Consider the following 16,129-nt stretch of genomic DNA (forward strand, 5'->3'; position numbering starts at 1 on the left):
CTCCGCCGTTTTCGTTGCGGATACGTAGCCCAGCGACTACGTATTTTTGCGGTGACGACGTCACCGGTCAGAGCGATTCGGCACGATGCTCGATCGCATTTGGAATCGATCGCTAACCTTATTTTAAAAGCAGCGACGTATAAAACGTGGGCAGTCCGAAGCCAACGGCCTGCGCAACTCCCCCGTTTGAGGTCATGTATGTCCAACGCAGCTAAAGCCTACGCTCGCACTGCCCAAATATCCTCATCCCCTCGTGACATCGAAGCGCAGACTCTGCTGATGGCAGCAAGAAAGTTGGTTGAAGTTCAACAGGACTGGAAAGGCGCAGCCGACAGGCGGATGCACGAGGCGCTTCTGTTCAATCGCCGGCTTTGGACCATTTTCATGAGCGCAGTCGAAAGCAACGACAATCCTCAGCCGCTCGAGGTTCGCCAAAACATCCTGAACATCGCGGTGTTCGTGCTGCACCGGACCATCGAGTTGCAGTCCAATCCGAGCCCGGAAAAGCTGCAGTCGCTGATCGACATCAATTCGAATATTGCCGCGGGCCTGTCGGGCCGGGCGTAACAATCCGAATCGTGCGTGCCTCGCTCCGGTGGCTGGATCTGCTCACCTCGACGGTCCGATTCGACCAAGCGGAATCAGACCGGCTTCCATTTGCGATAGCGCGGCTCTTCGGGTCGGGAGCATGCCCTAAACCGCTGAAGCTCAGGCCTTGAGGTCGGTAGCAAGAGGACGTGCCGGCTGGTCCTTGGCCAGATCAAGCGCATGAAAGTAGGCACGACGGCGCAGCGTTGCATCGTCGGGAAACTGCTCCACGACCTGGTCGTTATTGCTGTTGACGACCTGAAAGACGATCGAGGCTGCGGCCTGATCGAAAAACGCCTGATGCGACACGGAATCGCTCGCCGGCTGCGGATCATTGCGAGCGCCGGCGCTGGGGTCAGCCGCAGTGACGGCCTGGTTGGCGGGCAGTTGGGTTGCGACCGCGTTGCTGGTCGCGTCGCTTACGGGCTGCCCAACGGCTATTGCAGCCGGCGCCCCCACCGACTTGATGCTGAAATCCGTACTCATGGCAGCCTCCTGGCTTTCCTCGAGTCAAACCCCAACCCCTCCAGTCGCAATTATGACGGTCACCTCTCAACGCGGGGTTAGAGAACGCACTGAATATTGCTCTGATATTGTCGGCAAAATTTTATGAAAAATGTAGAGATCGTCAGGCGATCTCGGCGCCGACGGTTGTCGCGTTTCAAGCGAAGCAGATACCGGTTCGCAGAAAACGCATCGCATAAAAGAGAGAGTCTCGATTTGATTCAATCCGAATCGATCAGGGCCGAGAGCCTTTTTTGCTCGCGTGGTGCGCATGGCCGTGTTGGTGCGGACCGGCTTCCGCGTCCGCCGGCATGAACACGACGTGACCGTGGCGCACACCCCGCTCGGCGATCACATGATCGGCAAATGCCTTGACCTCAGTACTGCGTCCCCTCAGCACCGTCACTTCCAGACAACTGTCATGGCTGATGTGAACATGGAGCGTCGCTTGCGCCAAATGATGGTGATCGTGGAATTCCTGCGTCAGGCGTTTGGGTAATTCACGCGCTTCGTGGTCGTAGACGTAGCTGAGTGTCGCGATGCAGTCGCGCCCCTGCGCCACCTCAAGGCTGGACTGTTGCAGGCCGCTGCGGACGAGGTCGCGGATCGCCTCCGAGCGGTTGGCGTAGCCTCGCGCCTCTATGTAGTCGTCGACCGAGGCGACGAGATCGTCATCGATCGTGATGGTCAAACGCTGCACGTGGCGCTCCTTTGTCGTCTCTTCCTTAAGTATGATCTTTTTGGATTGACATCATACCGGGCCGTTCATACGCTTGCAGCGCCGATAAGAGCAGGATGGGCGCCTGCTCCAATCGCAACCCGCGCCGGGCGTTGCGAATGTACGCCTTTGTTCTTGCGCTCCGGAGCAGGTTGGCTGCGGCGTGTCGAAATTCGCGTACCGTCTGGTTGTTACCTTGGCATTTGCACCGCTGTTTTGCCAGCCGGCGCCGGCCAAACTGTTATCCGCGACAAATCCTTCCGACACCTCGTCGACGGCTTCTCCGGGAGCGACGTCAAATTCAACCGCCCTTCCGGCCATCACAGTACGGACGCCGCCGAAGCCCCGGCCGCAAAGCGTGCGTGTTGCCAGGCCGCACCCGAAGCGTGCCGCCACGGCTGCCTTGGGCGCCAATGGAACTGCGCAAACGGCAGCGCCGGGATCAGGGGCTCCTGATATCGGCAATGGGCCGGTCGGGCCGCCGAACATGGCAAGCCAGATGACGGTGACGGGCGAAGAGCTCAATGCACGGCCGGTGACGCGTCCGGGAGAAATACTCGAGGCGGTCCCCGGCCTGATCGTCACCCAACACAGCGGAGAGGGCAAAGCCAACCAGTATTTTCTGCGTGGTTACAATCTCGATCACGGCACCGACATGGCGATCTGGGTCGACGACGTTCCGATCAATATGCGAACCCATGCGCACGGGCAGGGCTATTCGGATTTGAACTGGCTGATGCCGGAAACCGTCAACACGCTCGAGATTCGCAAGGGGCCGTATTTTGCCGACGAGGGCGACTTCGCATCGGTCGGCAATCTTCACATCGGCCTGATCGACAGCGTCAACAAGAACATCGCCGAAATGACCGCTGGCAGCTTCGGCTATCAGCGAATCTTCGGCATGGGATCGAGCAAGATCGGTGACGGTACATTGCTCTATGCGGGCGAGGCCGGCGCGTATAACGGTCCCTGGGTCAATCCCGACGACATGCGCAAGATCAACGGTCTGCTGCGCTACACGCAAGGCACGGCGTTGGACGGAATTTCCATCACCGGCATGGCCTATTCGAACAAATGGAATTCAACCGACCAGGTGCCGCAACGCGCCATTACGTCGGGCCAGATCGGACTGTATGGCGAGGAAGATCCGACCGATGGCGGCAACACCGACCGGTTCGCGCTCTCGGCGCGAATAGCCGGCACCGACGACGCTGGGTCATGGAAGGCCAATGCCTATGTCGTCAAAAGCGACCTCGATCTGTTCAACGATTTCACCTACTTCCTGACCAAACCGACCCAGGGCGATCAGTTTCATCAGTACGACGGCCGCGTGATGACGGGCGCAAATGCGTCAAGAACGCTTGACGGATCTTTCGCCGGCCGGCCGATGGAAACCACCTTCGGCATCCAGACCAGATATGACGATATCGACCTCGGCTTGACCGACACCTTTCAACGCTCCTTCCTGTCGAACGTCCGCAGCGACAAGGTGGGAGAAGCGAGCGTTGGGATCTATGCCCAAAACATTGTCCACTGGACCGACTGGCTGCGGACCACGACGGGCTGGCGCGGCGACTATTATGAGGCCCGTGTCGACTCGCTGTTCGATGCCAACAATTCCGGCAACGTCAGTGCTGCGATCGGCAGTCCCAAATTCACCGCGGTGGTGGGCCCGTTCCACAAGACGGAGCTGTTCTTCGGGGCAGGTTACGGCATGCACAGCAACGATGCACGCGGCGCCACGATCACGGAAGAGCCGGTCGACAGGGTTCAAAATCCGACCGCGGCATCATTGCCGATCGGCGCGTCGCCATTGCTGGTGCAAACCAAGGGCGCGGAAGTCGGCGTTCGGACCAAAGTCGTTGCGGGACTGGATTCGTCGGTCAGCGTGTTTTTCCTCGATCAGGCCTCGGAGATCGTGTTCAATGGCGACGCGGGCGATACTTCGGCGAGCCGGCCCAGCCAGCGGTACGGGATCGAATGGACCAACAAATATCAGCCGGCTTCCTGGCTGACGCTGGACGGCGACCTCGCGCTGTCCCACGCGCGATTTGTCGGCTTCGACACCGCGCAGGCTGACCTCTACGCCTCGCTCGCCGGCTATCCGCAGGCGCAGATCGGCAACGCGCCCGGCAATTATATTCCCAACGCGCCCGCGATCGTGGCCTCTGCCGGGATCACGATCGGCGAGAAGACCGGCTGGTTCGAAACACTGCGCTGGCGCTATCTGGGGGCAAGCCCGCTCACGGAGGACAACGCGTTCCGGTCATCTGCCACGAGCCTATTCAACGGCCGTATCGGTTACCGGTTGGAAAATGGCTGGCGCATTCAGCTCGACGTGCTCAATCTGCTCAACACCAAGGCCGACCAGATCACTTACGCCTATGGATCGCTGATCAAGACCGACAGCCTTTATAATCTTTGCTACCCGGTCCAGACAGCGCCGACAGCCGTTTGCCAGAACGGTGTCATGGACTACGTTCTGCACCCGATCGAGCCGTTGGCCGTCAGGCTGACGATCGCCGGCGTGTTTTAGGGAAGGCGGCTAAGCTAAAGCGAGCGGCTGACCGACAGCGGCGCGATGTTGCGCGGCCCCGGCGTGGCACGGCGGCCGGCCGCGGTGTAGGTATTGGGAATGGTGCGGCGCTGCATCTCGGTGTTGACGCCGCGCACGATGCTCTCGGACACCGCATGCGCGGTGGCCAGCACCGTGAGGTTGATCTGCAGCATCGAGCGAAACACGTCGTGATGGCGATGCAGCGTGGTCAAAAGCTCCGGCGCTGATTCCGACAGATATTTATGGCTGCCCTTCAGCTGCGTGAGCACGTTGACATAACGGCGCGTCAACTCGCTCTTCTTCGGTTCGAACGCCATCGCCTCGCGGATCTTGCCGGCGCGGACCAGCTCGGTTTCGCGCTCGATGAGGCCAAGCAAGGCGCTCATCACATCCATCAGGCCCTCGGCGAGCTTGCGTGCCTCGGCCGGCGTTGCGGCCATCGGGATCGGCGCGGCTGCTGGCTGGCGTTGCGGACGTTGTTGCATGTCTGGTTTTCCCCTGGATTTAGCTGGTGCGGGCCTGCTGCATGATCAGCGTACGATAGACTTCGTGCGAAATACCGATGCCGCCGGCCTTGGCGAAGGATTTCGAATATTGTTCCGTCAGCATCGAGCGCCAAACGCCGGTGCCCGGCGTATTGCCGAATGGGCCTTCGCCACTGAGGCCGCTGGTCATCTGCGAGAACATCGAATTGATGAACATCGCCTCGAAATCGGTCGCTTGCTTCTGGGCCTTGGCCTGGACCTGCGGTGATACCTTCTGCAGGGCATTTGCCAGATCGTAATCCGGACGACCGGCATAGTTCGGAATCCCGGCCGTGGCGGCGGGGCTTGTGATGGCGCTGTTCAAACCGGACTGCATCACATCACCTCGATGTCGGCTTCGATCGCGCCCGCGGCCTTGATGGCCTGCAGAATGCCGATCAGGTCGCGTGGGCCGATGCCAAGGCCGTTGAGGCCATCGACCAGCTGCTGCAGCGAGACGCCGTCCTTTACCAGGGCGAGTTTCTTGCCGTCTTCGGTAACCCCGACGCGCGTGTTCGGCGTCACCACGGTTCGCCCGCGCGACAGCGGATTGGGCTGGCTCACCTGCGGGCTTTCGGAAATCGTGACGGTCAGATTGCCCTGGGCCACGGCGACGGTGGCGACGCGGACGTCGCGGCCCATCACGATGATGCCCGAGCGCTCGTCGATGATGATCTTGGCCGCCAGATCAGGCTCGACCTGCAGCTGTTCGATCTCGGTCAGGAACGCGACGACGTTGCCCTTGAACTCCGGCGGGATCGAGAGCTGCACCGTCGAAGGATCGATCGGCTCGGCGGTCTTGACGCCGAGATAGTCGTTGACCGCAGCGGCGATGCGCTTTGCCGTGGTGAAGTCTGAGTTGCGCAGCGAGAGCCGCACATTGGGCAGGCGATTGAGCGCGAATTCGATTTCGCGTTCGATGATGGCGCCGTTGGCGATCCGGCCGACCGTCGGCACGCCGCGAACGATCTTGGCGGCTTCGCCTTCGGCCTGGAAGCCGTTGATCGCGACCGAACCCTGCGCCACGGCGTAGACGTTGCCATCGGCGCCGAGCAGGGGGGTGACGAGCAGGGTGCCGCCCTGCAGATTCTTGGCATCTCCGAGCGAGGACACCGTGACGTCCATCCGCGTGCCCTGGGTGCCGAACGGCGGCAGATTGCCGGTCACCATCACCGCGGCGACGTTGCCGGTGCGCATGGTGACGCCGGGCGCGATCTTGACGCCCATGCGCTCGAGCATCGCTTGCAGCGATTGCTTGGTGAAGGGCGCGTTGTTCAGGGTGTCGCCGGTGCCATTGAGGCCGACGACGAGGCCGTAGCCGACCAGCTGGTTCTGCCGGACGCCTTCGATGTTGGCGAGATCCTTGATCCGGGACGTCGCCTGCGCGGGCATTGCCGGCAGCGCGAATGCAAGCGCCAGCCATGCGGCGCAGGCTCCCCGAAATACTCTCGCCGAAAACACGCTTTGCATCCTCTGCTCCCCGCTGAGGTCGTAACTTGGGTCTTGCGTTGGATCCGCGCGCCACTCCCATGACAGCGGTCCGCCATTAACTATGCGAGCGCCGTGCCATCTCCTGTTTCTGATTTAGCGATTTGATTTTGCTGGATAAAATGTTGAGGTCAGGTCACGCTCTGTTAGCCCTTGCAGTGGCGAAACTGCCCCTCACGGCAGATTTTGCCGGGCTATTTACGCTCCATTAACCATAACGGGGCGAAGCTCGCGGCATACAGCGAGAAGCACCATGCGCATTTACGGACCGAACGGCACCACCCTGGGGTCTCCCGCTTCGAGCACAAGGCGAACCAGCTCGAGCAGCTTCGCCTTGCCGGAAGATACCGCATCGGCCTCCGAAAGCCGGGCGCTCAGCGCGCCTAAGGCGACGGCGAATATCGATGCGTTGCTGGCGCTGCAGGGGATCGAGGATCCGACCGAGCGGCGCAAGCGATCGGTGCAGCGCGGCAAAGGCGCGCTTGACGTGCTCGACGACCTCAAGATCGGACTGTTGTCCGGCAGTCTCAATGCTTCCACAGTGAGCCGGCTGCGCGACGCCGCCGCCAACCTCAAATCCTCGTCCGGCGATCCCGGTTTGGATGCGGTGTTGTCCGAGATCGAATTGCGGGTCGAAGTGGAACTCGCCAAGGCCGGGCAGTTCTAAGCCGCAGGTTCCAGGCTCTGTTGGTGTCCGTTCAGGCGGCTGCCTTGGTCTGGCCGTCGTAGCGGCGTTGCGCCGCCAGCACCTCCTTGAGATGGCACTCGGCCCAATCGCGCAGCGGATCGACCGCTTTGGCTAATGTCACGCCGAGCGGGGTGATCGAATATTCGACCGTTACCGGAACGGTTGCGATGGCGCGCCGGCGCACGAGGCCGTCGCGTTCGAGGCTCTTGAGCACCTGCGACAGCATCTTCTGCGAGATGCCCTCGATCGTGCGGCGCAGCCGATTGAACCGCATCGGATCTTCCCTCAGCAGCAACAGGATCAGCACCGCCCATTTGTCGCCGACGCGATCCAGGATCTGGCGGGTCGGGCAGTCGGCCGAATAGGCATTGGGGGCTTTCACGGCGGTTACTCCGGCGTAATCAGGTGACTTCAAAGTGCTCTCTTAACACCTACAATCTTTTTGATATCTAGTCACTATTAGATACCAGAAAGCCGAAAGAGAGCCCCCTCATGAAAATCGCAGTCATCGGCGCGTCGGGAAATGCCGGCTCGCGCATCGTTGCCGAGCTTGCCCGCCGCGGCCATGCCATTACCGCCATCGTTCGTAACCCTGAGAAAATCGCGCCACGGCCAAACGTCGTTGCCAAGCGGGGCGACGTGATGGATCCGGGTTCCCTGGCAAAGCTGCTGGCCGGTCACGACGTCGCCGTCAGTTCCGTCCACTTCCTCGACAGCGACCCGGCAAAACTGATCGCGGCTGCCAGTGATTCGAAGGTCGGCCGTTATCTCGTCGTTGGCGGCGCCGGCAGCCTCGAAGTGGCCCCCGGCGTCCCGTTGGTGACGACGCCAGGGTTCCCCGTGGCATACAAGCCTGAGGCGGAGAAAGGCGCTGTCTTTCTCGACCTGCTTCGGCGGCAAAAGGAACTAAATTGGACGTTCCTGTCGCCTTCCGCCCTGTTCACGGCGGGCGAGCGAACCGGCAAGTTCCGCCTTGGGACCGATCAGCTTCTGACCGCGCCGGACGGAAAAAGCTGGATTTCCTTCGAGGACTTCGCAGTTGCACTCGCCGACGAAATCGAACGCCCAGCCCATATCCGCGGGCGTTTCACGGTTGGCTATTAATCGAGCAGGGGGCTGCCTTGATGCGGCCACAGCCGGGGCAGGGCAGCGTTAAGTCCTTGGGGACGGAGCTTCTTTTGGAAGGGCCGATATTGTCTGTCACATGACGCCGCTATATAAGGCGCGCGCGGACGGACCCTTTTTCGACCGCCTCAACGCACAGATAGGCTGACCTTGGAAAAGTTGAAAAATTATCGACCCTCCGAAAAAGAGCCTTTCATGAACGACCGCCAGCGCGATTATTTTCGCGCCAAGCTGCTGGCGTGGAAGGACGAGATCCTGCGGGAATCGCGCATCACGCTGCAGACCCTCCAGGAAGAGAACGTCAACCATCCTGATCTAGCTGATCGGGCATCCTCTGAGACCGATCGCGCGATCGAACTGCGTGCGCGCGATCGCCAGCGCAAGTTGATCTCCAAGATCGATGCCGCGCTGCAGCGCATCGAGGACAACACCTACGGCTATTGCGAAGAGACCGGGGAGCCGATTTCGCTGAAGCGGCTCGAAGCCCGCCCGATCGCCACGCTCTCGGTCGAAGCGCAGGAGCGCCACGAGAAGCGCGAGAAGGTCTATCGCGACGAGTAGGCGACGTCGCCGCGAAGACGGACACGCGGCGCTGTCTTGTGCCGACGCAGTAACAGCGAGTCGATCACGCTCGAAGAACGCGTCGGTTGATCGTCGTTAGGTCAATCCGGCCTGACCCATAAAATTCTTCTCCGCCGAGCACCGCGCCGGCTCCGGTTGGCGCGACGAAGCAATCAACATTCGCCAACCACGAAGACGCCCGAACAAGCGTTGAAGAGGCGAGCGGCGCCAAGCGCAATTCAACGACGCTAAAAAGATATCCTCGAAGTGGTTCGGACCGAGCTCTCGAATACTGCAGCCGGGTTAGGCGCCCAACTCATCAGACGCCGGATTCGACTATCGGGCTCGTGAGCTGTTCAGGGCTGCAGCGGCGCGTATGAGTGTCTTGAAGGCAGCCTCATCTATTTCATCACCCTCATGGAGATCGATCGCGCGCCTGGTGTTGCCTTCAAGGCTGGCATTGAATAGTCCCGAAGGGTCCTTGAGCGAAGCGCCCTTGGCGAAAGTCAGCTTCACGACGCTCTTGTACGTCTCGCCGGTGCAGATCAGCCCGTCGTGAGACCAGACCGGGACGCCTCGCCACTTCCACTCCTCGACCACCTCAGGGTCAGCCTGTTTGATGAGCGCGCGGACATGGGAGAGTGTCTTGCCTCTCCAGTCGTCCAGTTCCTTGATCCGTGCGTCGATCAGCCGGGAAGGGGACTCGCCCTTGGTCGTTGCGCTCTTTTTCATGGTGCTTGCACCTCATTCGGCTGTTTTTCTGTCTTGCGAAGGTACCAATCACCCATCATCCGCGCCAGCCTGCATGAGGCCGGAATCTGCTCCTGCATTCCGCCCAGATCCAATCGCAATTCCTGGAACGAGCCACTCAATTCAGAATGCAGATCCTTCGGGTCGATCCCGAGTTTCTTCTTCAGGAATTCGTCGCTCAATCCGCCCGCACAGGTGTAAAGGGTTCGCTGTCACCGCACAGGTGCCGTCTTGTTTGTGCCAACTGTCGCGAGCATGGCGCGATGCGCTTGCGGTCATCAGCGATGCGCGCGCCTGAACTGCGGGACGCTTTGCCCAGCTCGGCAAAATCAGGCGTTCGTCCAGCGCAAAGGCAATCAAACGTATCGTCCTGACGCGCTTGTCAAAGGCCGGACATGGTGCTCAATTGTCGCTAGTTCGAACCTGCATTGGGAATGGCGGCTGATGGATAAAATACTTGCGGCCGCACAGATCATCGCCACTTCCCGCCGCAACCGCACGCCGCTGCGCGCGCTTTCAGCCGATATCGCCCCGCACGACGAAGCGCAGGGATACCGCATTCAACGCGCGGTCCACGATCTGTTGCTGCCTCAGGTCGGCGCCATGGTCGGCTACAAGATCGGCTGCACCAGCGCGGTGATGCAGCAATATCTCGGCATTCCCCATCCCTGCGGCGGCGGTGTGTTCGCCAAAGGCGTTCATGACAGCGGGATTGCGCTGCGTCACGGCGATTTCGTTCGTGTCGGCGTCGAATGCGAGATCGCGGTGCGGCTCGGACACGATCTGCCGCCGTCGCAGGCGCCGTTCACCGCGGACACGGTCGCGCTCGCGGTCGAGGCCTATCATCCGGCGATCGAGATCGTCGATGAGCGTTATGTCGACTGGCAAACCCTCGGCGCGCCGACGTTGGTGGCCGATGATTTCTACGCCGCCGGCTGCGTGCTCGGAAAACCTGTGGCGAGATCGGCCGCACCCGATCTGCTTGATGTGGTCGGCCGCGCCATGATCAACGGCGCGGAAGTAGGGCGGGGCACTGGCGCCGACGTGCTCGGCCATCCGCACAATCCGCTGGCCTGGCTTGCCAACCATCTTGCGGAGGAAGGCAAAGGCCTGCGCGCGGGTCAGATCGTACTGACCGGCAGCCTGGTGAAGACGATATGGCTCAACGCCGGCGACAAGGTGACGATGGATCTGTCGGGGCTCGGCGCCGTGCATGCCGCTTTCGCCTGAGCGATCTTGTTCGCGTCGGCAGCACGTGAAGCCTGCCGATTGATCCAGCCAAACTATTCCAGGCAGCCGAACGCGGTCGGATTACTTGGCGATGGCGCCGACGGAATCCTCGGGCGAGCCCAGGCCGGAGCCCGGAGAGCCGATCGGCTTTCCGTTCAGTGAGGTACCCACTTTCCCGGTTTGGCCGATGCTGCCGTCGGCGTTGATGCCGTCCTGTCGATCGCCGGAACTGCCCGGCTGCGCTGACCCTCGTCCCGATCCAGTGGTGAGTGATTCAGTGGAAGTCCCACCGGTTGTGGTCGCTGTGCTCGCCGTGCCGCCGGCGCTCCCACCGCCCGTTTGAGCGGCGGCAGGGGCTGTGAAGGCAACGAGGGCGACGACCAAAAATGCAAGTTTTTGTGAGGCCATGTTCCGCTCCAATGTAGCGGAGGAATAATTCCGGCAGCTCGCAACGGTTCCGAATCCAGCGGGCCAAGGGGATGGAACCGGGCCGGTGGCGCGTTGCCGGAGATAGCGGCACTGCCATGGTCGACCACGCAAAGCTCAAAGCTGCAAATCAGGCCCGTCTGCGGTCATCTCCCGACCTGTTGGTTGTCAGCGGTGTGTCAGCATTTCGCCTTAACCTTCGATTCTCGCTGGGGGCACTTGTCTGGGGCACTTGGCGGCTGCGGTGAGATTCAAAACGGTCGGCATAAGCTATGGGGCACTCCGAAAAGAGTGCCTTGAGTCGGTCAGGTCATGGCCAGGATGCGCGACCGTCGCCGGCATTCAGATCATCCGAGACAACACGCCTTCCGGATTCTCGGTGAGGGTAACGCTGTACGGCGCCGCCAACGTAAAAACCGCCGATCGCGCGATGAACTGCGTTCAGCGCGAGAAGCGACGACAATATTTCCTGATCGAATAAATGCAGCCGGTCGCGGCCGCTCGCAGCATCGGCCGTCATTCCATTTGATCCAATTGAAAAAGCTGCGGCCTCCGTCAGGGGAGCTAACGGAGGCCGCGTAGAACATCTCACTGCGCCTAGGTTCGCGATGAGATGTGGGAGCTCTCTAAATCTCTATTTTGGCATGATCGTTTTCCGAAAACCGGTTCCCACGTTTCGGGATCATGCCGCCTAGAACGGTAACAGTATGTCCATCACCTGACTGCCGTAGCGCGGTTGCTGTATGTCGGTAATCTGGCCGTGGCCGCCATAGGCGATGCGGGCCTGCGCGATCTTGCTGGAGTCGATGGTGTTGTCGCTCTGGATGTCTTCCGGGCGCACGATGCCGGCGACGATCAGCTCACGCATTTCGAAATTGACGCGGATCTCCTGCTTGCCTTCGACAACCATGTTGCCGTTCGGCAGCAACTGGGTGACGACGGCGGCGATGTTGGTGGTGAGGCTTTCCTGGCGCTGGATCGAGCCCTTGCCGTCGTACGACGAAGAGGCGTCGGCGGTCAGCAGGCGCCCGGGCAGAGCCGTGGTCTTCCCGGTCAGCAAGTTGCTTCCGAGAAAGGCGGTAATGCCGGAATCGTCCGTGTCGCTGCGGCTGCGCTGGGTCTCGTTGGCGAAATTGGCCTGATCGGTGATGTTGACGGTGACGGTCAGGAGGTCGCCGATCTGATGGGCGCGCTGATCCTTGAAGAATGACCGCGAGCCGTTCCGCCACAGCGAATTGGCATTGTAGGAAACCGCTTCCGGCTTTGGCATCGGCATCTGCACCGGCTTGTAACCGGGCTGCGCCGTCGGATTTTCGATCGCCGAGAGCTTCGGCTGCTCACCGATTTGCGAAAGACGGTCGATCGAAGAACAGCCGCCGGCAAGGCTGACGACGGTCAGCATGGTGCTGGTAAGTGCAAGGCGACGGATACTGGAAGCGTACATGAACGTTACTCGGTTTTTGGAGCGACTGAGGAACTGTTGCTGGCGGCAACCGAAACCGGTGCGGTTTCAGCAGCCCCGACGTTGATGGGCGTATCTGACGCTGAAGGAAGACGGGGCGTTGCGACCGTAATGGCGACCTGTCCACGGCCAATCACGACGCCGGAGATCGTGCGCTTGGATTGCTGGCTGTTCACGTTGACGACGTCACCCTCAGCGCCGCTGTCCAGCGCCTTGCCGCGAATGGTCAAATAGAGACCGGCGGCCTGGTAGATCAGGGTGACATTGTCATCACGCTGCACCAGGTCGGGCTTGGTGACGTCGCCGGTCCGCAAGGCCTGGCCGGCGCGAAGCTGTCGCCGCATCTGCATCCCGACAACAGCGTTGCGCGTGGCGGCGTCGCCGCCGACTTCGGCTTTCGGGCGCCGTTCGACGATGACGTCGGAGGATTTCAGGACCTCGTTGCGCTCGACGCTGCGGGCCAGCACGGCGGCTTCCACGGTTTCAATCGCCGTGCCGGTGAAGCGCAGTTTCGTCGCCGGGACGTTGCTATCGCTGCTGATCTCGAAGCTGACATCGAAGCGGCCGCTGCGCGGCTCGAACCGGGTCGAGACCGGCTGCATGTTGCCGGTATAGGTGGCGTCGAGCTGGACATCCTGCAGGTCGCGATCGAATGTCAGCGTCAGGTTGGCGGCGTCGCCGAGGCCGCTGCGGTGTTCCAGCGCGTGGGCGACCTGCTGCGGGATGTCCTGGGCCTCGATCGAGCGCGATAGCCTCGTCACGGAGACCGCCTTGATGTCCTTGGTGTTGACGCCGATCACCTGATGCGCCTGCAACGCGGCAAGCACCTGCGCGGTCGGCAACGAGCCTGTCGTGCCGAGGTCGGGCGCGCGATAGATCGCGATTTGCGCGGCCGTCCCGGCATTGTCGATGACGTCGCCGATCCGCACGACGTCGCTGGTCACGGTGACGTCGGCGCGAAGCACCGGAGCCGCGATCGCGTCGTCGTTGCTCTGGGCGAACGCGGTCGCGGTGGCGGCCATGAGCAGGGCGCTTGCAAGCAGAATGGAGCGAACGATCATGATCAGCCCCATCACCGGAATAGCGCGGAGGTGGTTTGCAGCATCTGGTCGGCAGCGCTGATCACCTTGGCGTTCATTTCGTAGGCGCGCTGCGCCGCGATCATGTTGGACATCTCGGAAACGACGTCGACGTTGGCCTGTTCGAGGCTTCCCTGCGTGATGCTGCCGTAGCCTTCGGCGTTGGCGAGGCCGTCCTGCGGCGGGCCCGACGAGGGCGTGTCCTGGTACAGGTTATTGCCGACCGGCAGCAGCCCGGCCTTGTTGATGAATCGCGTCAGACCGATCTGGCCGATGATCGTCGACGTCGTCGAACCCGGCAGCGTTACCGACACCTGGCCCTGGGGGTTCACCGTCAGGCCCGAAGAGTTCTGCGGGATCGTGATCGCGGGTTGCACCAGATTGCCCTGGGCGTTGACGATACGGCCCTGGTTATCCATCTGGAAAGTGCCGTCCCGCGTGTATTGAAAGGTGCCGTCCGGCATCTGAATCTTGAAGAATCCCTCGCCGGTGATCGCGAGATCGAGATCGTTGCCGGTTTGCGACAGCGTTCCCTGGGTCATCGACCGCGGCGTGCCGACAGTCTTCACGCCGCCGCCGATATCGATACCGATCGGCAGGATGGTGCCCTGATCGGATGATTGCGCGCCGACGCGGCGGATGTGCTGGTAGATCAGATCCTGAAATGCCGCGGTCTGTTTCTTGTAACCGGTGGTTTGCATGTTCGCGATGTTGTTCGCGATGACCTGGACGCTGAGTTCCTGGGCCGCCATTCCGGTCGCTGCGGTCTGAAGTGCTTGCATGTGCTGTCTCCCGAATGGACTTTACTAGGACGGAACGTCGGCGAGTTTTTCGATTGCTGTTTTGTGCAGGTCGCTTTCCTGCTGCAGCATCGTCGACACTTGGGTGTAGGCGCGCGTCACCTCGATCATGCGGCTCATCTCGGCCACCGCGTTGACGTTGGATTTTTCGATGTAGCCCTGTTGCACCTGCGACTTGGTGTCCGGCTGGGCTGCGCCTTCGCCCGCCGAATAGAGGTTTGAGCCCTCTTTCAGCAGCCTCTGTGCATCGGGAAAGCTTACGAGCCGGAGTTTTCCGCGTATCGAGTCGGTCCGGCCGGTACCTTCCTGCACGGTAACGGTGCCGTCGGGTGCGATGTTGATGTCGTGATCGGTCAACTGAAACACGATCGGTCCGCTGGTGCCGAGCACCGGATTGCCCGTGGCCGTCACAAGCTGGCCCTGGCTGTTGAGCTGAAGGCCGCCGTCGCGGGTGTAGCGTTCGCCGGCGCCTGTCTGCACCACCAGGAAGCCGTTGCCGTCGATGGCGAGGTCCAGCGGATTTTTGGTCTGGTCGGACGGGCCTTGCGAAAAATCACGGTAGGTGCCGCGGTCCTGGACGTAACTCAGACGGCGGTCGCGGCCGATGAAGTTATCCTCGTGCGCGCCCGGCATCAGATATTCCTCGAACAGGGACTGATCGGCCTTGAAACCTGCAGTGTTGACGTTGGCGATGTTGTTGGCGACGACGTCGAGCTGCCGCTCCAACACCGTTTGCCGCGAAAGTCCGATGAGAAGCGCGTTCTCCATCGATAGTTCTCCCCTGAATGATCCGCATCACAACCCTCCCAGGCTGGTTTGCGGATGCTGCGAACCACCGGCTCTCCCAAGCCTGCGGTTCGCAAACAAACACAGCGAAAGCCGTGCCAGTTCGGAAAATATCGATTTTATAATGGCTTAGCTGTCGCGCAGGGGCGCGAGGGGGCGGCAATAAGGTCTTGTTGACCATGTTTGCCCGGCAGTTTTTTCCTACCTGCCAGGTAAACGAAAGATTCCGTTAACCATTATTACCTTAGCGTCACCTTTAGAGAGCGCATGTGCGCTGGCGGCATTGTATCGCGTCCTAAGTCTGTCCGGCGTCATCGAATTCATTTGCGAAACCGGGTGGGGCGGGGATGGCAGAGACCGAACAGGCAGAGGGCGGCGCGGCGGAAGCCGAGGCCGGCGCGAAGCCGAAAGGCAAGCTCAAGCTGATTATCGCCGCGGTTGGCGTGCTCGTCATCTTCGGCGGCGGCGCAGGCTGGTTCTTCTTCTTGCGTCATCACGGTGAAGAGGTGCATGCGGAGGCGCCGCCTCCCAAGCCGCCGGCCTTCGTCGAACTGCCGGATATGATGGTCAATCTGGCCGGCAATCCCGGCGATCGTATCCAGTACCTCAAGGTGAAGCTGACGCTTGAGGTCAAGGAAGAGAAGCAGGCCGAGTTGATCAAACCCAACCTGCCGCGCGTCACCGATATCTTCCAGACCTATCTGCGCGAGCTACGGGCGAGCGACCTGAACGGCTCCGCCGGCCTGTTTCGCATGAAGGAAGAATTGACCCGGCGGGTCAACTTGGCGGTCTCGCCGAACGAAGTCAGCGCTGTGCTGTTCAAGGAAGTCGTCGTTCAGTGAC

General features: G+C 61.2%; 20 protein-coding genes. 7 read left to right on the forward strand and 13 right to left on the reverse strand.

The window, feature by feature from the left end; translation table 11 throughout:
- The first annotated feature begins 198 nt into the window (after positions 1 to 198).
- Complete coding sequence (flaF, locus tag BLV09_RS01000; RefSeq protein WP_100382797.1) at positions 199 to 567, forward strand: flagellar biosynthesis regulator FlaF; 369 nt, start codon at positions 199 to 201, stop codon at positions 565 to 567.
- 141 nt (positions 568 to 708) lie between these two features.
- Here the strand turns inward: flaF and BLV09_RS01005 are convergent, their stop codons facing one another.
- The gene (locus BLV09_RS01005; RefSeq protein ID WP_100382796.1) at positions 709 to 1,074 is read right to left on the reverse strand and encodes a hypothetical protein; all 366 of its coding nucleotides are present in this window, start codon (positions 1,072 to 1,074) and stop codon (positions 709 to 711) included.
- Positions 1,075 to 1,327: 253 nt separating this feature from the next.
- The gene (nikR, locus tag BLV09_RS01010; protein ID WP_100382795.1) at positions 1,328 to 1,792 is read right to left on the reverse strand and encodes a nickel-responsive transcriptional regulator NikR; all 465 of its coding nucleotides are present in this window, start codon (positions 1,790 to 1,792) and stop codon (positions 1,328 to 1,330) included.
- A gap of 505 nt (positions 1,793 to 2,297) precedes the next feature.
- Between nikR and BLV09_RS01015 the strand changes: the two genes are divergently transcribed.
- Positions 2,298 to 4,346, forward strand: coding sequence for a TonB-dependent receptor (locus tag BLV09_RS01015; RefSeq protein ID WP_146690940.1), 2,049 nt, complete (start codon positions 2,298 to 2,300; stop codon positions 4,344 to 4,346).
- A 14-nt stretch (positions 4,347 to 4,360) separates the two neighbouring features.
- Here the strand turns inward: BLV09_RS01015 and BLV09_RS01020 are convergent, their stop codons facing one another.
- From BLV09_RS01020 to BLV09_RS01030, 3 genes are read right to left on the reverse strand one after another with little or no spacing between them, the layout of a single operon-like run.
- Positions 4,361 to 4,852 (reverse strand): hypothetical protein, encoded by a 492-nt coding sequence (locus BLV09_RS01020; protein WP_100382794.1) that lies wholly within the window; start codon positions 4,850 to 4,852, stop codon positions 4,361 to 4,363.
- 19 nt (positions 4,853 to 4,871) lie between these two features.
- Positions 4,872 to 5,228: a flagellar assembly peptidoglycan hydrolase FlgJ gene (gene flgJ / locus BLV09_RS01025; RefSeq protein WP_146686013.1), complete on the reverse strand. Its 357-nt coding sequence runs from the start codon at positions 5,226 to 5,228 to the stop codon at positions 4,872 to 4,874.
- Positions 5,228 to 6,361 carry a flagellar basal body P-ring protein FlgI gene (locus tag BLV09_RS01030; RefSeq protein ID WP_146686014.1) on the reverse strand — a complete coding sequence of 378 codons (1,134 nt, stop codon included), beginning with the start codon at positions 6,359 to 6,361 and terminating at the stop codon, positions 5,228 to 5,230. Before BLV09_RS01030 ends, flgJ begins: the two co-directional genes overlap by 1 nt.
- 271 nt (positions 6,362 to 6,632) lie before the next feature.
- Between BLV09_RS01030 and BLV09_RS01035 the strand changes: the two genes are divergently transcribed.
- Positions 6,633 to 7,046 carry a flagellar assembly protein FliX gene (locus BLV09_RS01035; protein ID WP_146686015.1) on the forward strand — a complete coding sequence of 138 codons (414 nt, stop codon included), beginning with the start codon at positions 6,633 to 6,635 and terminating at the stop codon, positions 7,044 to 7,046.
- Between the two features lie 31 nt (positions 7,047 to 7,077).
- Here BLV09_RS01035 and BLV09_RS01040 read toward each other — a convergent pair whose 3' ends face one another.
- Positions 7,078 to 7,449 carry a winged helix-turn-helix transcriptional regulator gene (locus BLV09_RS01040; RefSeq protein ID WP_146686016.1) on the reverse strand — a complete coding sequence of 124 codons (372 nt, stop codon included), beginning with the start codon at positions 7,447 to 7,449 and terminating at the stop codon, positions 7,078 to 7,080.
- Between the two features lie 110 nt (positions 7,450 to 7,559).
- Here BLV09_RS01040 and BLV09_RS01045 point away from each other — a divergent pair, with 110 nt between their 5' ends.
- Positions 7,560 to 8,171 (forward strand): NAD(P)-dependent oxidoreductase, encoded by a 612-nt coding sequence (locus BLV09_RS01045; RefSeq protein ID WP_146686017.1) that lies wholly within the window; start codon positions 7,560 to 7,562, stop codon positions 8,169 to 8,171.
- 216 nt (positions 8,172 to 8,387) lie between these two features.
- Positions 8,388 to 8,753 (forward strand): RNA polymerase-binding protein DksA, encoded by a 366-nt coding sequence (gene dksA / locus BLV09_RS01050; RefSeq protein ID WP_100382788.1) that lies wholly within the window; start codon positions 8,388 to 8,390, stop codon positions 8,751 to 8,753.
- A gap of 336 nt (positions 8,754 to 9,089) precedes the next feature.
- On the opposite strand, the gene BLV09_RS01055 is transcribed toward dksA, so the two are convergent.
- Positions 9,090 to 9,485, reverse strand: coding sequence for a DUF1801 domain-containing protein (locus BLV09_RS01055; protein ID WP_146686018.1), 396 nt, complete (start codon positions 9,483 to 9,485; stop codon positions 9,090 to 9,092).
- On the reverse strand, positions 9,482 to 9,685 hold the full coding sequence (locus tag BLV09_RS01060) for a hypothetical protein (RefSeq protein ID WP_146686019.1): 204 nt from the start codon (positions 9,683 to 9,685) through the stop codon (positions 9,482 to 9,484). The genes BLV09_RS01055 and BLV09_RS01060 overlap by 4 nt, the downstream gene beginning before the upstream one ends.
- A 262-nt stretch (positions 9,686 to 9,947) precedes the next feature.
- On the opposite strand from BLV09_RS01060, the gene BLV09_RS01065 reads away from it, so the two are divergent.
- The gene (locus tag BLV09_RS01065) at positions 9,948 to 10,733 is read left to right on the forward strand and encodes a 2-keto-4-pentenoate hydratase (protein ID WP_146686020.1); all 786 of its coding nucleotides are present in this window, start codon (positions 9,948 to 9,950) and stop codon (positions 10,731 to 10,733) included.
- Positions 10,734 to 10,814: 81 nt separating this feature from the next.
- Here the strand turns inward: BLV09_RS01065 and BLV09_RS01070 are convergent, their stop codons facing one another.
- From BLV09_RS01070 to flgF, 5 genes are all read right to left on the reverse strand, one after another.
- Positions 10,815 to 11,141 (reverse strand): hypothetical protein, encoded by a 327-nt coding sequence (locus BLV09_RS01070; protein WP_146686021.1) that lies wholly within the window; start codon positions 11,139 to 11,141, stop codon positions 10,815 to 10,817.
- A 709-nt stretch (positions 11,142 to 11,850) separates the two neighbouring features.
- Positions 11,851 to 12,603 (reverse strand): flagellar basal body L-ring protein FlgH, encoded by a 753-nt coding sequence (gene flgH, locus BLV09_RS01075; protein ID WP_100382783.1) that lies wholly within the window; start codon positions 12,601 to 12,603, stop codon positions 11,851 to 11,853.
- A 5-nt stretch (positions 12,604 to 12,608) separates the two neighbouring features.
- A complete protein-coding gene (gene flgA / locus BLV09_RS01080; protein WP_146686022.1) occupies positions 12,609 to 13,682 on the reverse strand; it encodes a flagellar basal body P-ring formation chaperone FlgA in 1,074 nt (357 codons plus the stop codon).
- A gap of 11 nt (positions 13,683 to 13,693) precedes the next feature.
- On the reverse strand, positions 13,694 to 14,482 hold the full coding sequence (gene flgG, locus BLV09_RS01085; RefSeq protein ID WP_100382782.1) for a flagellar basal-body rod protein FlgG: 789 nt from the start codon (positions 14,480 to 14,482) through the stop codon (positions 13,694 to 13,696).
- Between the two features lie 24 nt (positions 14,483 to 14,506).
- The gene (gene flgF, locus BLV09_RS01090) at positions 14,507 to 15,268 is read right to left on the reverse strand and encodes a flagellar basal-body rod protein FlgF (protein WP_100382781.1); all 762 of its coding nucleotides are present in this window, start codon (positions 15,266 to 15,268) and stop codon (positions 14,507 to 14,509) included.
- A gap of 365 nt (positions 15,269 to 15,633) precedes the next feature.
- On the opposite strand from flgF, the gene fliL reads away from it, so the two are divergent.
- Complete coding sequence (fliL, locus tag BLV09_RS01095; RefSeq protein WP_100382780.1) at positions 15,634 to 16,128, forward strand: flagellar basal body-associated protein FliL; 495 nt, start codon at positions 15,634 to 15,636, stop codon at positions 16,126 to 16,128.
- Position 16,129 lies beyond the last annotated feature (1 nt).

Source organism: Bradyrhizobium canariense (assembly GCF_900105125.1).
Classification (GTDB): Bacteria; Pseudomonadota; Alphaproteobacteria; order Rhizobiales; family Xanthobacteraceae; genus Bradyrhizobium; species Bradyrhizobium canariense_A.

What these genes read in the sequence shown, in the direction of transcription:
- flaF (WP_100382797.1), top strand. Translation starts at nt 199, where the DNA reads ATGTCCAACGCAGCTAAAGCCTACGCTCGCACTGCCCAAATATCCTCA.
- BLV09_RS01005 (WP_100382796.1), bottom strand. Translation starts at nt 1,074, where the DNA reads ATGAGTACGGATTTCAGCATCAAGTCGGTGGGGGCGCCGGCTGCAATA.
- BLV09_RS01015 (WP_146690940.1), top strand. Translation starts at nt 2,298, where the DNA reads ATGGCAAGCCAGATGACGGTGACGGGCGAAGAGCTCAATGCACGGCCG.
- BLV09_RS01020 (WP_100382794.1), bottom strand. Translation starts at nt 4,852, where the DNA reads ATGCAACAACGTCCGCAACGCCAGCCAGCAGCCGCGCCGATCCCGATG.
- flgJ (WP_146686013.1), bottom strand. Translation starts at nt 5,228, where the DNA reads ATGCAGTCCGGTTTGAACAGCGCCATCACAAGCCCCGCCGCCACGGCC.
- BLV09_RS01030 (WP_146686014.1), bottom strand. Translation starts at nt 6,361, where the DNA reads ATGCAAAGCGTGTTTTCGGCGAGAGTATTTCGGGGAGCCTGCGCCGCA.
- BLV09_RS01035 (WP_146686015.1), top strand. Translation starts at nt 6,633, where the DNA reads ATGCGCATTTACGGACCGAACGGCACCACCCTGGGGTCTCCCGCTTCG.
- BLV09_RS01045 (WP_146686017.1), top strand. Translation starts at nt 7,560, where the DNA reads ATGAAAATCGCAGTCATCGGCGCGTCGGGAAATGCCGGCTCGCGCATC.
- dksA (WP_100382788.1), top strand. Translation starts at nt 8,388, where the DNA reads ATGAACGACCGCCAGCGCGATTATTTTCGCGCCAAGCTGCTGGCGTGG.
- BLV09_RS01055 (WP_146686018.1), bottom strand. Translation starts at nt 9,485, where the DNA reads ATGAAAAAGAGCGCAACGACCAAGGGCGAGTCCCCTTCCCGGCTGATC.
- BLV09_RS01065 (WP_146686020.1), top strand. Translation starts at nt 9,948, where the DNA reads ATGGATAAAATACTTGCGGCCGCACAGATCATCGCCACTTCCCGCCGC.
- BLV09_RS01070 (WP_146686021.1), bottom strand. Translation starts at nt 11,141, where the DNA reads ATGGCCTCACAAAAACTTGCATTTTTGGTCGTCGCCCTCGTTGCCTTC.
- flgH (WP_100382783.1), bottom strand. Translation starts at nt 12,603, where the DNA reads ATGTACGCTTCCAGTATCCGTCGCCTTGCACTTACCAGCACCATGCTG.
- flgA (WP_146686022.1), bottom strand. Translation starts at nt 13,682, where the DNA reads ATGATCGTTCGCTCCATTCTGCTTGCAAGCGCCCTGCTCATGGCCGCC.
- flgG (WP_100382782.1), bottom strand. Translation starts at nt 14,482, where the DNA reads ATGCAAGCACTTCAGACCGCAGCGACCGGAATGGCGGCCCAGGAACTC.
- flgF (WP_100382781.1), bottom strand. Translation starts at nt 15,268, where the DNA reads ATGGAGAACGCGCTTCTCATCGGACTTTCGCGGCAAACGGTGTTGGAG.
- fliL (WP_100382780.1), top strand. Translation starts at nt 15,634, where the DNA reads ATGGCAGAGACCGAACAGGCAGAGGGCGGCGCGGCGGAAGCCGAGGCC.